The organism is Variovorax sp. Sphag1AA (assembly GCF_014192575.1).
Lineage (GTDB): Bacteria > Pseudomonadota > Gammaproteobacteria > Burkholderiales > Burkholderiaceae_C > Variovorax.
In genome coordinates this window covers 159,320-173,167 of record NZ_JACHYC010000004.1, presented here as the reverse complement: position 1 = coordinate 173,167, position 13,848 = coordinate 159,320, and the positions used below count along the sequence as shown (strand labels likewise).

The 13,848-nt window shown below is 64.7% G+C and carries 13 protein-coding genes; 4 read left to right on the top strand and 9 right to left on the bottom strand.

Annotation, left to right across the window (positions count from 1 at the left end; translation table 11 throughout):
- The first annotated feature begins 238 nt into the window (after positions 1 to 238).
- The gene (locus tag FHW64_RS16865; RefSeq protein ID WP_184528241.1) at positions 239 to 466 is read left to right on the top strand and encodes a hypothetical protein; all 228 of its coding nucleotides are present in this window, start codon (positions 239 to 241) and stop codon (positions 464 to 466) included.
- Here FHW64_RS16865 and FHW64_RS16860 read toward each other — a convergent pair.
- Positions 436 to 1,452, bottom strand: coding sequence for a P1 family peptidase (locus FHW64_RS16860; RefSeq protein WP_184528239.1), 1,017 nt, complete (start codon positions 1,450 to 1,452; stop codon positions 436 to 438). The genes FHW64_RS16865 and FHW64_RS16860 overlap by 31 nt on opposite strands.
- A gap of 209 nt (positions 1,453 to 1,661) precedes the next feature.
- Here FHW64_RS16860 and FHW64_RS16855 point away from each other — a divergent pair, with 209 nt between their 5' ends.
- A complete protein-coding gene (locus FHW64_RS16855) occupies positions 1,662 to 2,135 on the top strand; it encodes a Cd(II)/Pb(II)-responsive transcriptional regulator (RefSeq protein ID WP_184528237.1) in 474 nt (157 codons plus the stop codon).
- Positions 2,136 to 2,139: 4 nt separating this feature from the next.
- Here the strand turns inward: FHW64_RS16855 and FHW64_RS16850 are convergent, their stop codons facing one another.
- From FHW64_RS16850 to FHW64_RS16825, 6 genes are read right to left on the bottom strand one after another with little or no spacing between them, the layout of a single operon-like run.
- The gene (locus FHW64_RS16850) at positions 2,140 to 3,117 is read right to left on the bottom strand and encodes a glycerophosphodiester phosphodiesterase (RefSeq protein WP_184528235.1); all 978 of its coding nucleotides are present in this window, start codon (positions 3,115 to 3,117) and stop codon (positions 2,140 to 2,142) included.
- Positions 3,114 to 3,692 (bottom strand): DUF1439 domain-containing protein, encoded by a 579-nt coding sequence (locus FHW64_RS16845; protein WP_184528233.1) that lies wholly within the window; start codon positions 3,690 to 3,692, stop codon positions 3,114 to 3,116. The genes FHW64_RS16850 and FHW64_RS16845 overlap by 4 nt, the downstream gene beginning before the upstream one ends.
- 55 nt (positions 3,693 to 3,747) lie before the next feature.
- Positions 3,748 to 4,530 (bottom strand): amino acid ABC transporter ATP-binding protein, encoded by a 783-nt coding sequence (locus tag FHW64_RS16840; protein WP_221210383.1) that lies wholly within the window; start codon positions 4,528 to 4,530, stop codon positions 3,748 to 3,750.
- Entirely contained in the window at positions 4,514 to 5,167 is a 654-nt protein-coding gene (locus FHW64_RS16835) for an amino acid ABC transporter permease (RefSeq protein WP_184528231.1), read from the bottom strand. The genes FHW64_RS16840 and FHW64_RS16835 overlap by 17 nt, the downstream gene beginning before the upstream one ends.
- 7 nt (positions 5,168 to 5,174) lie before the next feature.
- A complete protein-coding gene (locus tag FHW64_RS16830; RefSeq protein WP_184528229.1) occupies positions 5,175 to 5,837 on the bottom strand; it encodes an amino acid ABC transporter permease in 663 nt (220 codons plus the stop codon).
- 12 nt (positions 5,838 to 5,849) lie between these two features.
- Positions 5,850 to 6,641 carry a transporter substrate-binding domain-containing protein gene (locus FHW64_RS16825; RefSeq protein ID WP_184528227.1) on the bottom strand — a complete coding sequence of 264 codons (792 nt, stop codon included), beginning with the start codon at positions 6,639 to 6,641 and terminating at the stop codon, positions 5,850 to 5,852.
- A gap of 360 nt (positions 6,642 to 7,001) precedes the next feature.
- On the opposite strand from FHW64_RS16825, the gene FHW64_RS16820 reads away from it, so the two are divergent.
- The gene (locus FHW64_RS16820) at positions 7,002 to 9,011 is read left to right on the top strand and encodes a glycoside hydrolase family 28 protein (protein ID WP_184529174.1); all 2,010 of its coding nucleotides are present in this window, start codon (positions 7,002 to 7,004) and stop codon (positions 9,009 to 9,011) included.
- Here the strand turns inward: FHW64_RS16820 and FHW64_RS16815 are convergent.
- Together FHW64_RS16815 and FHW64_RS16810 are read right to left on the bottom strand one after the other, a co-directional pair.
- The gene (locus tag FHW64_RS16815; protein ID WP_184528225.1) at positions 8,995 to 11,073 is read right to left on the bottom strand and encodes an AsmA family protein; all 2,079 of its coding nucleotides are present in this window, start codon (positions 11,071 to 11,073) and stop codon (positions 8,995 to 8,997) included. The two genes, FHW64_RS16820 and FHW64_RS16815, sit on opposite strands and share 17 nt — an antisense overlap.
- A gap of 162 nt (positions 11,074 to 11,235) precedes the next feature.
- Positions 11,236 to 11,676: an OsmC family protein gene (locus tag FHW64_RS16810; RefSeq protein ID WP_184528223.1), complete on the bottom strand. Its 441-nt coding sequence runs from the start codon at positions 11,674 to 11,676 to the stop codon at positions 11,236 to 11,238.
- 194 nt (positions 11,677 to 11,870) lie between these two features.
- Between FHW64_RS16810 and FHW64_RS16805 the strand changes: the two genes are divergently transcribed.
- Complete coding sequence (locus tag FHW64_RS16805; protein ID WP_184528222.1) at positions 11,871 to 13,559, top strand: long-chain fatty acid--CoA ligase; 1,689 nt, start codon at positions 11,871 to 11,873, stop codon at positions 13,557 to 13,559.
- Positions 13,560 to 13,848: the final 289 nt, after the last annotated feature.

The following is a 13,848-nucleotide window of genomic DNA, read 5'->3' as shown; positions in this document are numbered from 1 at the left end:
CACGGCATTTTCTGTGGGTTTGGCGCAGCCTTCGTTACAAAGCGCTCGCATGGGGCGCGCAAGGCATAGCGCGTTCAGCCAAAAAGACTAGGCCTTCGACACTGACGCACGATGTATTGATGCAGTGCAGCGTGCAAGGCCCAATAGAGGCACCGGGCAGCAGGCCAGGAGGACCGCGGGGATTCACCTGGATGCTGTTCGGACTTCATCCAATCCTTCATTCGCGTTTCGCCGGACCATGACGAACCTCAAGACTCATGTGCTGCTTCTGGGCAAGATGCTTGTGGCCTTGCTTGCGATGTCGATGTTGCTGCTCATCGCCGGGCAGGACCTGTTTGCGCTCATGTCGCCGGTCGATCTATTGCTGAGCGCCGGCTCCGGCGTCGTCTTGCTGGTCGCCGTGGTGTACCTGCCGGCGCTTGCGTACAAGGTGCTTCAGGCGAGATCCGCGGCGCAAGGGAAGTAGGCCTCCGCGGTGCGCACGCTGCGCGCCGCATTTACAGCCCGCAAGGTCGCGCGCGCCACCACCTCGGCAGCCAGTGCGCTCAATACCGTCATGCCCGGCGCGTCGCCCTGCAGCGGCACGCGGCCGGTGGCGAGCGCGAACAGCGTGTCGCCGTCGCTCATCGTGTGCACAGGGTTGATCGCGCGGGCGAGCCCGTCATGGGCTGCGGTCGCGAGGCGGTTTGCCTGCACCTTGGTGAGCACCGCATCGGTTGCGACCACGCCCAGCGTGGTGTTGGTGCCCGCCAGCAGCGGCTTCGGCAGGTCGCCGCGCAGGAGGGCCCGGCGTGTGTCGAGCAGCTTCGTGCCGTCCTCGGTCCGTGCGCCCGCGATGACCCGGCCCGTATCGGGATCGACCACGTCGCCAAGCGCATTGCAGGCAATGAGCGCACCCACCGTGACCCCGTTGACCGTGACCGAAGCGGTTCCGATGCCGCCCTTCATCGCGCGATGCACGCCGAAGAGCTTGCCCACCAGCGCGCCGCTGCCTGCGCCGACATTGCCTTCAGCCGGCGTGGCGGTCGAGGCCGCTTCGCAGGCCGAGTAGCCCGCAGCCGAATCGGGCCGGATGCGCGCATCGCCAACCGGCAGGTCGAACAGCACGGCGGCCGGAACCAGGGGCAGCGTGCCGTAGCGCACATCGAGTCCGACGCCGCGTTCTTCGAGCCAGCGCGTCACGCCGTCCGCCGCTGCCAGCCCCCACGCGCTGCCGCCAGCCAGCATCACCGCATGAATCTCCTGCACGAAGTTGCCAGGCGCGAGCAGATCGGTCTCGCGCGTGCCGGGCGCGGCACCGCGGACATCCACGCCGGCCACCGCGCCGTCGCGGGCCAGGATGACGGTGCAGCCGGTAGGGCGGCGCGAATCGGTGAAATGGCCGACTTCAATGCCGGCAACGTCGGTGATGGCGCCTTCGTGCGGGGCGGGGGAAGGGGGGGAGTGAGGCATCCGAAGATTATGGTTGTTCATGTGCCTCATTTGCAGGCAACTCAGTCGCAACCCGCATGGATTGGACCTGCGGCACCTGCTGTCCTCGCGCAACTCACAACGTTATCCACAGAAGTCCGGCGTAACTCGGGACAAAGTCCGGCACGAGTTGCCGATTGCGTGGCCTGCTGCGACCATCTGCAACATCGATGTCAAGCCGAAGTTTCACCATGCTGGATGCAACCCATGCCGCAGAGGCTACCTACCGGATCGGCGATGCCGCCGCGAGAAGCGGCGTGAGCGCCGCCAACATCCGTTACTACGAGAAGGAAGGGCTCATCACGCCGCAGGGACGCGCCGACAACAGCTACCGCGTCTACAGCGACGCCGACGTGCACCGGTTGCGCTTTATCCGCCTGTGCCGCGCGATGGACATGTCGCTCGACGAAGTGCGCACGCTGCTTGCGCTCGACCTGCGCAGCAAGGCCGATTGCGACGCCGCCTGCGTGACGCTCGATGCGCACCTCGGCCATGTGCGCGAGCGTCTGCGTGAACTGCGCTCGCTCGAAAAGGACTTGATCGCGCTGCGCGATTGCTGCGACGGTACCGATGCCGAGTGCCACATCATCGGGACGCTGCACGCGCGCGCCGATCGTGAATCTCCGCCCGACCCGCCGCGCGCACGGGCCACGCGCCACGTGTGAGTTTTCAGCGGCCGCGCGGCGGCAGCGGCATGTTCTTCTCGCTCATCACGTCGCGAAGAATCGCGGGGTCGTCGGTGATGATGCCGTCCACGCCCCAGTCGATGAGCCGGATCATGTCCGCGCGCTCGTTCACGGTCCACGGCAGCACCTGCAGGCCGAGCGTGTGTGCTTCCTTGAGCAGCTCGGGCGTGACGTCCTTGAATGCCGGCGACCAGATGACCTTGCCCGGCGCATCGCCTGCCGCGGCCTTCACGAGCCGCGGCACGGAACCGAAATCCTCGATGCGCAGGCCTGAAGTCCAGCGGCTGTCGCGCACCGTGCGGGCGGAGGTGAGATAAGCGCGCTGGATCTGCGGCGCTTGATCGCGCACCAGTGCGAGCGTGCGCCAGTCAAAGCTTTGGATGGTCACGCGCTGTGCCATGGCGGCCTTGTCGATCTCGGCCAGCAGCGCGCGCACCATCTGTTCGGGCGACGCGGTCTCATCGGGCCGGGTGGGATCGACCTTCGTCTCGATGTTGAAGCGCACCTGGTCCGCGCCCGCCGAGCGCACTCGCTCGAACAGCGATGCCAGCGTGGGGATGCGCTCGCCGTCGCGCCCCAATTGCTTTGGGAATGGCTTGCCGTACTCGCTGCCCGGATCGATGCGTCCCACGTCGTACGTCTGCAGTTGCGCGAGCGTCAGCGTGCGGATCGCCGGCCCCTTCGAAGGCAGGTATTTGCCTTGCGCATTTCGCGTGTGGTCGGGGTTCAGCACCGTGTCGTGCGAGATCACCACCACATCGTCTGCGGTGATGCCGATGTCCAGTTCAAGCGTGGTCACGCCCATGCCGATCGCATTCGAGAACGCAGCGAGCGTGTTCTCCGGCATCAATGCGCGTCCACCGCGATGCGCCTGCAGATCAATGGCCGCTCGCGGCGTGGGCGCTGGCGCCGCACACCCGCCAATGAGCACTGCGGTCATGATGAGAGCGGCGAGCCTCATTTGAGCTCTACCGTAATGCCGTCGTTCTGCACAGTGATGGCTCCGATCTCGTAGGTCTTGCGTCCAACGGTCAGCTCTTCTGCGGTGAAGGTGCGTAGTGGTTGATCGCGAAGCAGCTCTTGCGCGACAAGCGCGCCGATCTGCTGGAGGCGTTCCGCATCGTGGCCGGTCACGCCCTGCAGTTCGAGCCGTTCTGCCTGCGGTTGATCCAACCGCAGTGCACGCGCGGGCGCATCGTACTTGAGCGCGCTGCTGACCGAGACAACGCCCTGAACGGTTGAGGGTCGAAGCAACGGGCTGTTGATCGTGAGTGCTGCCGTGATCGCGGCGCGGTTGTTCACGCTGTCGAGCCGCAATTGCGGATTGCTCAGGCTCACGGTGAAGATGTCCGCGTAGCGCTTCTGCACCGGGAAGTGCTTCGCGATCTGCCTTTCGAGCTCTTCGCGACTCGCGGTGTATTCGCTGGTGAAGAAGTTGAAGCCGGCCATCGCGGCGAGCGGCGCGGGCAATGCGGCGGCGCCCAGCAGCGCGCGCAGCATCAGACGGCGGGACAGGTTGGGGGAGCGGTTGCGCATACCGCTCCGAGCTTGCCACAGACGGACGGGTTCCCGCCGTCCGGCGATCAGGGCCTCAGTCGTGCAGCGACGAAAGGAACTGTTTCAACTCGGCCGTCTGCGGATTGCCGAACAGATCGGCAGGTGGCCCCATTTCATGGACGCGGCCCTGGTGCATGAAGATCACCCGATCGCTGACCTTGCGCGCGAAGTTCATCTCGTGCGTCACCATCAGCAGCGTCATGCCTTCATCGGCGAGCGATTCGACCACGCGCAGCACTTCGCCGACCAGTTCGGGATCGAGTGCGGAGGTGATCTCGTCGCACAGCAACACCGCCGGCTCCATGGCCAACGCGCGGGCGATTGCCACGCGCTGCTGCTGGCCGCCCGAGAGCTGATCGGGCATCGCGTCGAACTTCTCGGCCAACCCCACGCGCGCCAACAGCTTGCGCGCCTGCGAGGCGGCCTCCATGCTGCTGCGCTTCTTGACCAGCGTGGGCGCAAGCATCACGTTGCGCCCGACCGAGAGATGCGGGAACAGGTTGAAGCTCTGGAAGATCATGCCCACGCGCTGGCGCAGCTCGCGCATCGCCATCGCGCTTTCATGCAGGAGCGGCTTGCCATCGACGGTGAGCGAGCCTTCCTGGAACACCTCCAGCCCATTGATGCAACGCAGGAGCGTGCTCTTGCCCGAGCCGCTCTTGCCGATGATCGCGATCACCTCGCCGCGCTTCACGTCGAGGTCGATGCCCTTGAGCACCTCGTTGTTGCCGTAGGACTTGCGCAGCGCGGTAATGCGCACGATGGGCGCGGCCGCCGAAGCGATGGCCGGCCGGGGAGCTTCAGCGACGAGCGCCATGGAATTTCCTCTCCAGATTCTTGGCGTACAGGCTTACGGGAAAGCACAGCACGAAATAGAGCAGGGCGACGCAACTGAACACCACGAACGGCCTGAAGGTCGCGTTCGAGATCATGCTGCCTGCCTTGGTGAGTTCGACGAAGCCGATCACCGATGCGAGCGCCGTGCCCTTGATCACCTGCACCAGAAAGCCGACCGTCGGCGCGATTGCGATGCGCACCGCCTGCGGCAGGATCACATGGCGCATCTGCTCGCCGAAGCTCAGCGCGAGACTTCCGGCAGCCTCCCACTGGCCCTTGGGAATCGACGCCACGCAGCCGCGCCAGATTTCGGTGAGGAATGCGCTGGTGTAAAGCGTCAGTGCCACCGATGCGGCAGTCCATGCCGAGACATCGACGCCGAACAGCGCAATGCCGAAGTAGGCGAGAAAGAGCTGCATCAGCAGCGGCGTCCCCTGGAAGATTTGTACATAGAGGCCGACGGCCCGCTCCGCCGCACGCCCGCCGGAGAGCCGCAGGAAGAGCAGCAAGGCACCGACCGCCCCGCCGCCCACGAAGGCGATCAGCGACAGCACGACAGTCCAGCGCAGCGCCATCAGCAGGTTGCGCAGGATGTCCCAGATGGAAAAGTCGCTCATCTGCGCCTCACCGTCCGAAGAACCAGCGCGGGCCGGCCCAGTTGAGCAGCCGCCGCGCGCCGACAGACAGCGCGAGGTAGATGACCGTCGCGATGATGAAGGCCTCGAAGGCTCTGAAGTTGCGGCTCTGGATGAGGTTCGCCGCGTAGCTCAGTTCCTCGGTCGAGATCTGGCTGCAAACCGCCGAACCGAGCATCACGATGATGATCTGGCTCACCATGGCGGGCCACACCTTCTTCATCGCGGGCGGCAGCACCACGCGCGTGAACACCTGCACCCGGTTGAGCGCAAGGCTCACAGCGGCTTCGATCTGCCCGCGCGGCGTGGCTTCGATGCCGGCGCGGATGATCTCCGTCGCGTACGCGCCGAGGTTCATCACCATCGCGATCACCGAAGCCACTTCCGGTGAGAGCTTGAAGCCCGCCGCAGGCAGCCCGAAGAAGATGAAGAAGAGCTGCACGATGAACGGCGTGTTGCGGATCAGCTCCACATAGGCGCCGACGATCCAGCGCAACCACGCTGACCCGTTGGCGCGCGCCCATGCGCAGGCGATGCCGACGACCATGCCGATCACGGTCGCGATTGCCGTGAGGCCCAGCGTCCACAGCACGCCCTTGACCAGCAGGGGCCACTGGCCGAGGACGGCGCCGAAGTCGAATTCGATGCCCATGCGATCGGCGGATCAGACCGGCAGGTCGCCCGCCGGACGGCCGAGCCACTTCTTCGCCATCGCGTCGAGCGTGCCGTCCTTCTTCGCGTTCGCGATGATCTCGTTGACCTTGGCCTTCAGTCCGTCTTCGCCCTTGGCGATGCCGATGAAGCAGGGACTGTCCTTGAGCAGCAGCTTGTATTCGGCGCCAAGCTGCGGGTTCTTCTGCATCATGTCGCCCGCGACTGCGGCGCTCGTGGCGATGGTCTGCGTCTGACCGGCGACGAAGGCGGCGATGGTGGCGTTGTTGTCCTCGAAGCGCTTGAAGTCGACGTTCGCAGGCGCGACCTTGGCGAGCTCCTGGTCTTCCATGGCGCCGCGCGTCACCGCCACGCTCTTGCCGCCCATGTCGGCAAAGCTCTTGATGTTGAGATTCTTCGAGGCATACACCGCCTGGAAGAAGGGCGCATAGGCAGCAGAGAAATCGATGACCTTCTCGCGCTCCGCGTTCTTGCCGAGCGTGGAGATCACGAGGTCCGCCTTGCGCGTCTGAAGGTACGGGATGCGATTGGCGCTCGTCACGGGCACCAACTCGACCTTGGTGCCGAGCTGTTTCGCGATGAGCTGCGCCATCTCGATGTCCAGGCCCTGAGGCGTCATGTTCTTGTCGACCGAGCCGTAGGGCGGGTAGTCGGTCGGCACCGCGATCTTGATGACCTTGGCCTTCAGGATGTGGTCGAGCGCGCCCTGGGCTTGCGCGGCGCCGGTGGCGAACAGCGCGGCAACGGCAAGGATCGCCGCGAACCGGCGCTTGGAATATTTCATGACAGGGCTCCTGGGTAGGTCGGTGGAATGCATGCGCCGACCGTACGCAAGAGCTGTGCCGATTCGATCCATCCGGGCGCCGGGGCCTTTTGCCGAAATTGGTGCTTTTGTTGTAGGTTGTCCTATGACCTATCCGATAAGTCTTCGGGGTCGCATCTGGGATTTACCCTTGAAGATAACTTGCTTCGACCGTGTTGACAGTGCCTTCTCTTGCCCAAATAATCGTCGCAAGTTGTAGGACAACCTATGACGTATCACCACAGACAGAGCCCCAGCGGCCACTCAAAAAACAGGAGACCCATGAGAAAACCTCACGTTGAAAACATCGAATCGTTCGTGCCGACGTCCGCGCTGCAAGGCATGCGTTCGCCAGGACGCCGGGCATTCATCGCCTTGGCTGGCGCATCGGCAGGCGCCACATTGCTGAGCGCCTGCGGTGGTGGTGGCAGCAATTCGACCCCCTTTCCGTCCACTTCAGGGTCGACGCCAAGCGGCACCACCGCGCCGCCATCGACGACTCCCGTGTCGTCCGAACCTGTCGATCCGATCTGGGGTCCCACAGGCCTCGGCACGCAGATCATCGAATCGCTGAAGGGCATCAATCAATCGATGTTCCCCAGCCACGACTTCCTGGTCACGGACTACGGCGCGCAGCCATGCAGCACGGTGGTGGTGACCAGCCCCTACACCGACCCCAGCAAGTCGCCACTCAGCGTCGGCGCGGACACGACGCATGCGCCGGGCTCCTTCGATTCGCGGCCGGCCTTCCTGGCTGCCATTGCGGCCTGCAACACCGCCGGCGGCGGCCGCGTCGTGGTGCCGCCGGGCACCTGGTATTGCGCCGGTCCGATCGTGCTCAAGAGCAATGTCAACTTCCACCTGAGTCAGAACTGCACGATCTATTTCAGCCCGGATCCGGCCGACTATGCCAAGGACGGGCCGATCAACTGCGGCACCAACGGACAGTTGTTCTACGGCCGCTGGCAGGCGAACGATTGCCTGAACTTCGGCTCGCCCATCTACGCGAGAAACGAGAAGAACATCGCCGTCACCGGCGAGGGCGATACGTCGATCTTCAACGGCCAGGCCATGACGCCTTTCGCAGGCACGGGCAACACCAGCACCTGCTGGTGGACCTTCAAGGGCACCAGCGGCGCCTATGGCTTTGTCAGTGCCGCAGCCACGCCGTCACAGGCCAGCACCAACGCCAGCAACGTCGACCTGAAAACCGCCGCGCCGGGCATTTCGGATGCGCTGTACACCTTGCTGACCAATCCGGTCACGCCCTGGCAGCAAGACCAGAACTACCTGCCGGCGCTGTCCGAAGCCGGCGTGCCGATCGAGCAGAGGATCTTCGGCAAGGGCCACTACCTGCGCCCCTGCATGGTCGAATTCCTCGGCTGCACGAATGTGCTGATGGAGGGCTACCAGACCCAGAACACGCCCTTCTGGCAGCACCATCCGACCGACTGCACGAACGTGGTGATCCGCAAGGTCACCGTGAACAGCATCGGCCCCAACAACGACGGCTTCGACCCTGACGCCTGCGACAACGTGCTCTGCGAAGACGTGGTGTTCAACACCGGCGACGACTGCATCGCGATCAAGTCGGGCAAGAACCTCGACAACGAATACGGCCCAGCGAAGGACCATGTCATCCAGAACTGCACGATGAACAGCGGCCACGGCGGCATCACGCTGGGCAGCGAGATGGGCGGTGGCGTCGAGAAGATCTACTGCCGCAACCTCGCGATGCTCAACCAGTTCTGGGCGACGAACTCGCTGAACATCGCGATCCGCATCAAGACCAACATGAACCGGGGCGGCTTCGTGAAGGACTTCTACGTGGACGGCGTGACGCTCCCCAACGGCGTCAGCCTCACTGGCGCGGGCTATGGCAGCAGCATGCTGCCCGGAAGCCCCATCAACAGCAATGTGCCGATCGGGGTGAGCACGGCGGCGAACAGCAATCCCTCGGCCTCGCAAGGCGGGATCATCACCTTCGACTGCGACTACCAGCCGTCCAAGGATGCGATCCGCACGCGTCCGGCATTGCTGCAGAACATCAACATCTCCAACGTCGTCGCAAAGAACGTGACGCTCGGTGGTTCGACCGGCTCATGCTTCCAGGCCATCGTGGCGCAAGGCCCTGTGGCCTTCGACTACAACGGTCCCGCACCGGCGCCCGCTGCGCCGGCCATCGAGGGGGTGAGCATCGTGAACTGCGATTTCGGCAGCCCCATGGCGACCGGTCCCGCAAGCGCCACGGTACCGGGTCCGATCTATGCCTACAACGTGCACGACATCACGCTCACGAACACGTTGATCGCAGGGCAGACCTACAACACCGTCGTCACCGACCCGCGTTGACCGGAGAGGCCGGTACGCCGCGGCGCTTGCGCGACGTATTGGCCTGCTTCGCCTCACCCTGGGTCTGCTGCTGCACGTTCCCGCAATTGGTCTCCTGGCCCGGGCCGGTCTCGATGAGAGGCAGGAGGGCCGCCAGCGGCCCGACCGCGCTCAGTGCGGCCACCGCGGCGCCCCGCGCGATGAGCGGGCCCTTCCTGAGTTCGTAGTCGGGGCGCGAGAAGCTGCCGTACAGGCGCACCGGCGTGCGCAGAGAGAGCAGTCCGACGTGCTTGGGCTTGGGTGTCACGAGGAGGTCGAAGCGCTCGTCGCCGAAGTCGAGCCACCCGGCGCCAAGCACCTGCGTCTGCTCGGTGTCGATCACGAACAGGCTCGACTGGCCGCGTCCGTTCTTCACGTCGAACACGGCGCCGCCGCAGTTGATGCCGATGTCCTTGTCGCCGCCGACCAGCAGCGTGATCACCTTGCCCATGTTCAGGCCGCTCGCCGCGTCGAGCAGGTTGGAGACGCGGCCGTTGACCACAGTCGTGGCAATGCGTCCGTTGGACTTGGCAGCTGCATCGGCAATGGAGTTGCCCACCCCCGAGAGCCGCAGTGTGGCGCCGACCCGGCCGGCGCCCCGGGCGATCACGCTGTCTTGCGACACGAACTGGCCCAGACGGATGCCCTGCAGGTCGATCGCGACGTCCGACTTGATGAGCGGCTCGCGCGCATCCAGCGTGGCCTTGCCTGCAAGCGTGCCACCGGCCAATCCGAAATCCACCGGTGCGAGCTTCATCACCGCATCGTTCAGGCGCAGCGATGCCGTCAGGCTCTCCAGCGGCAGGCCCTTGGGCGCCTTCAGCCGGGTGGCGTGGAGGTCCACCTCGGCATCGATCTTCTGCAGGCGACTGGCTTCGAAGGAGCCGGAGGGCAGCACGTGGTCCGGATCGACCGTCTTCTGCTTGGCCTTGGCGGTGGGGCGATCACGTGTCTGCGCCTGCGAGAAATTGGGCTTACCGCCGGTCTCCTGCGTCTCGATGCCGATGAGCGGGCCCAGGTCCGCCAGGTCGAGGTAATTGCTGTGCAGGTCGGCCTGGAGCAGGGGACGCGGCTTCTGGTCGATGTAGGCGCCTTTTCCGAAGACGTCGGTGGAGCCAATGCGCCCGCGCAGGTCGTCCATGGTGTAGCGGTTGCCCTTGAGGATCAGGTGCCCTTCGAGGTGGTAGGGCGGCGAGGCCGGCAGCGGCAGGAGCAGGAAGGGGTAGAGGTTCGCCAGCGTCTTGCCTTCGATGCGCAGCTTCGTATCGATGCCGCTGATGTTGGCGGCGTCCGCGATGCTGCCTTCTACCCACAAGTTGGTGGTGCCGGCATGCAGCTCGCCCTGGATCGGGAAGGGCACGCCAGATTCCTGGAAGCTCAACACCTCGCCGGTCAGGGCCGTGCCTTCGAACCTGGCGCCGTGGTAGTTGCCGGTGAACTTGTACTGGGTCGAGTAGCGGTCGTTGGCGGGTGCGGCCTTGGCGCTCTTGACCTTTTCCTGTTTGGCAGGGTCGAAGGTACTGGCGTCCACGTTCACGTCGAAGGGCTCGCCGTGGTCGATGTAGCGCAGGCGGCCATGGTCCACCGACAGCGTGCTGATGCGCAGCTTGCTCGGCGAAGTGTCAGAGGGGTCCGAGAGGATCCAGTTCTTGCGGTTGTCAGGCTGGCGCTCGAAGAGCAGTTCGGGCCGCGTCAGCGCCACGCGCGGCACCAGGATCTTCTCGGGCAAATCGCGCAGCGAGACGGAGAACTCCAGCTGCTCGACCCGGGCCATCGGCTGGTCTTCCCTGGACCAGTCCGCATTGCCGAATCGAACGCCGCGCATGCGGATGGTGGGCGTGAGGCCGAGCCGCACGTGCAGGTCGTCCATCCGGAAGTCGCGATGGGTCTTCTGCGAGATGTAGCGCTCGATGGGCGGCCGTACCCAGTTCCAGTCGAACAGCACCAGCACCAGCGCAAACAGGATCAGCAGGCCGCCCAGGACCGAGCGAATCGGATGACGTCGCAGCAGTGCAGCGAAGGGCGGCGAGGCGGGCCTGTCCATGGCGTGGTCGCGGATCGGTGGATATGGCGCAACGCTCAGGATGCCGGTGCGGCGCGCGGCTGTCTATCAGCGCGCCACTGACCGGCATGTGCAGAGCGGCCGCATCCGCGCGACCAGGATCGCTATCCGTCCGCCCGAGGGTCTTGCCCGGACGGGAAGGACTCAACCTTTGAGCGTCGCCTTCAGCGTGATCTCCGGCACGCTCGCAAGCGCCTTCGACAGCGGGCAACCGGCCTTCGCGCCGGCCGCGATTTGCTGGAACTTCGCTTCGTCGATGCCTGGAATCACTGCCTCCAACTCGAGCTGGATGCGATCGATCTTGAAGCCCGGGCCGTCGGCGGCGAGCCGCACAGCGGCTTTCGTGTCGATCGACTTGGCGGTAAAGCCCGCGCCTTCGAGCGCAAAGGCGAACGCCATCGTGAGGCAGCCTGCATGTGCCGCACCGAGGATCTCCTCGGGATTGGTGCCGCGCTTGTCGTCCTCGAAGCGGCTGGCGAACCCGTAGGGGTAGTCCTTGAGCGCTCCGGTCTCGGTGCTGATCTGCCCCTTGCCGGTCTTGCCGGCGCCTTCCCAGTGAACGCTCGCGCGCTTGTCTGCTGGCATGAGAACTCCTTCGAGGTGGTGGTTGAACGAAGCCTGCCGTTGTACGGCAGATCGATCGTGGCGTCTGTCAGCCGTCGGCGGGCGTTTGACAAAAGATTGCACTTTTCGGAGTCGCCCATGTGACGGTTTTCGGGGCTTCCCCCATGCTGCACCGCCGCGAGGCGTCGTAGGCTTCCGGGCTGTTTGGAGACCGTATGGAACGACCGCACTACAAGTTCTGGCCGCAGCGCCTGCCTCGCTCGATCACCGTCCCCGCCACATCGCTGTGGCACAACCTCAAGACCAACGCCGAGCGCTTTCCCGACAAGCTCGCGCTGGTGTTCTTCGGCAGCGAGATCACCTACCGTGAATTCGCCGCGCAGACCGAGCGACTCGCCGGCACGCTGCACGCGCTGGGCGTGAAGCGCGGCGATCGCGTGGTCCTCGACATGCAGAACTGCCCGCAGCTCGTGATCGCGCACTTCGCGATCCTGCGCGCCAATGCGGTGGTGGTGCCGGTCAATCCGATGAACCGTGCGGAAGAGCTCAAGCACTACATCACCGACCCGGACGCCAAGGTGGCGATCACGACCGGCGACCTCGCCCCCGAGCTTGCCAAGGCGAGCAACGCGCTGGAACCGAAGGACCGGCTCGCGCACATGATCGTCACGCAGTTCACCGACGCCTTCGATCCGGAAGTGACCGGCGACGAGGCCCCGCCGCCTGCATGGCGCGACTGGCTGCTCACGCGCCATCCGCTGCCCGAGCTGCAGGACGGCAAGACGATGAGCTGGACCGACGCGATGAACGCCGGGCATCCGGCGCCCGAGCATGTGGTCGGCGCGAACGACATGGCGCTGCTGCCGTACACCAGCGGAACCACCGGCTTGCCCAAGGGTTGCATCCATAACCATTCGAGCCTCAACCACAACGCCTTTGCGGGGCAGATCTGGGGACTGGGTTCGTCGGAGGCCGTGGTGCTTGCGGTGGTGCCGATGTTCCACATCACCGGCGTGGTGAGCATGATGCACACCACCGTACTGATCGGTGGCACGCTGATCATCATGCCCCGCTGGGATCGCGACATGGCCGGCCGGTTGATCTCGCGTCGCAAGGTGACGAGCTGGACCAACATTCCGACGATGGTTATCGACCTGATGGCCAGCCCGAACTTCGCGAACTACGACCTGAGCAGCCTCGCCTACATCGGCGGCGGCGGCGCCGCGATGCCGCAGGCGGTCGCGCAGCGCCTGCTGGAGCAGTTCGACCTCAAGTACCAGGAAGGCTACGGGCTCACCGAAACCGCGGCGCCGTCACACGCGAATCCGTTCGAGAACCCGAAGCAGCAGTGCCTCGGCATCCCCTACATGGGCACCGATTCGCGCGTGGTCGATCCGGACACGCTGCAGGAGATGCCCATCGGCGAATCGGGCGAGATCATCACCCATGGCCCGGAGGTGTTCCAGGGTTACTGGAAGCGGCCTGACGCGACGGCCGCCGCATTCGTGGAGTTCGAGGGCAAGCGCTTCTTCCGCACGGGCGACATGGGCCGGATGGACGAGGACGGCTATTTCTTCATGACCGACCGCCTCAAGCGGATGATCAATGCGAGCGGCTTCAAAGTGTGGCCGGCCGAAGTTGAGTTGCTGATGTTCAAGAACCCAGCCATTCAGGAAGCCTGCGTGATCGCGATGAAGGACGCGTATCGCGGTGAATCGGTCAAGGCTGTGGTCGTGCTCAGGCCGACGCACAAGGACACCACGGAGCAGCAGATCATCGACTGGTGCCGCGAGAACATGGCGGTCTACAAGATTCCGCGCGCGGTGCAGTTCGTCGATGCGCTGCCCAAGAGCGGCAGCGGCAAGGTGATGTGGAGACTGCTGCAGGAGGCAGAGAACAAGTAGGTCTGACACCTCTCAGTTGGCCGCCAAAAAAAGCGGATCGCAGGAATGCGGTCCGCTTTTTTATTTGGTGAATTCTTCAACCTCGACCCAATCTTTTTTAACGGTGCACAGCATCGCAAGTTGAGGATTCTTTCACGCCTCAATTTGATCGGCCGTTGGATAAGTTGTGCTCTAGTTTTTTCATTGCTGGAATTGCGGCGTAGCTTCTGGTGGCCGACTCGCGGCCGTATGAGAGGCGATCGGCCCCGAGTTCCTGCCCAGGTGGGCGCGGGCTCCAGCACCGGGAATC

Excerpts from the sequence above, each read along its gene's own strand:
- FHW64_RS16865 (WP_184528241.1), top strand. The coding sequence starts at position 239 with ATGACGAACCTCAAGACTCATGTGCTGCTTCTGGGCAAGATGCTTGTG.
- FHW64_RS16835 (WP_184528231.1), bottom strand. The coding sequence starts at position 5,167 with ATGAGCGACTTTTCCATCTGGGACATCCTGCGCAACCTGCTGATGGCG.
- FHW64_RS16825 (WP_184528227.1), bottom strand. The coding sequence starts at position 6,641 with ATGAAATATTCCAAGCGCCGGTTCGCGGCGATCCTTGCCGTTGCCGCG.
- FHW64_RS16855 (WP_184528237.1), top strand. The coding sequence starts at position 1,662 with ATGCTGGATGCAACCCATGCCGCAGAGGCTACCTACCGGATCGGCGAT.
- FHW64_RS16830 (WP_184528229.1), bottom strand. The coding sequence starts at position 5,837 with ATGGGCATCGAATTCGACTTCGGCGCCGTCCTCGGCCAGTGGCCCCTG.
- FHW64_RS16860 (WP_184528239.1), bottom strand. The coding sequence starts at position 1,452 with ATGCCTCACTCCCCCCCTTCCCCCGCCCCGCACGAAGGCGCCATCACC.
- FHW64_RS16805 (WP_184528222.1), top strand. The coding sequence starts at position 11,871 with ATGGAACGACCGCACTACAAGTTCTGGCCGCAGCGCCTGCCTCGCTCG.
- FHW64_RS16815 (WP_184528225.1), bottom strand. The coding sequence starts at position 11,073 with ATGGACAGGCCCGCCTCGCCGCCCTTCGCTGCACTGCTGCGACGTCAT.
- FHW64_RS16820 (WP_184529174.1), top strand. The coding sequence starts at position 7,002 with ATGCGTTCGCCAGGACGCCGGGCATTCATCGCCTTGGCTGGCGCATCG.
- FHW64_RS16845 (WP_184528233.1), bottom strand. The coding sequence starts at position 3,692 with ATGCGCAACCGCTCCCCCAACCTGTCCCGCCGTCTGATGCTGCGCGCG.
- FHW64_RS16840 (WP_221210383.1), bottom strand. The coding sequence starts at position 4,530 with ATGGCGCTCGTCGCTGAAGCTCCCCGGCCGGCCATCGCTTCGGCGGCC.
- FHW64_RS16810 (WP_184528223.1), bottom strand. The coding sequence starts at position 11,676 with ATGCCAGCAGACAAGCGCGCGAGCGTTCACTGGGAAGGCGCCGGCAAG.
- FHW64_RS16850 (WP_184528235.1), bottom strand. The coding sequence starts at position 3,117 with ATGAGGCTCGCCGCTCTCATCATGACCGCAGTGCTCATTGGCGGGTGT.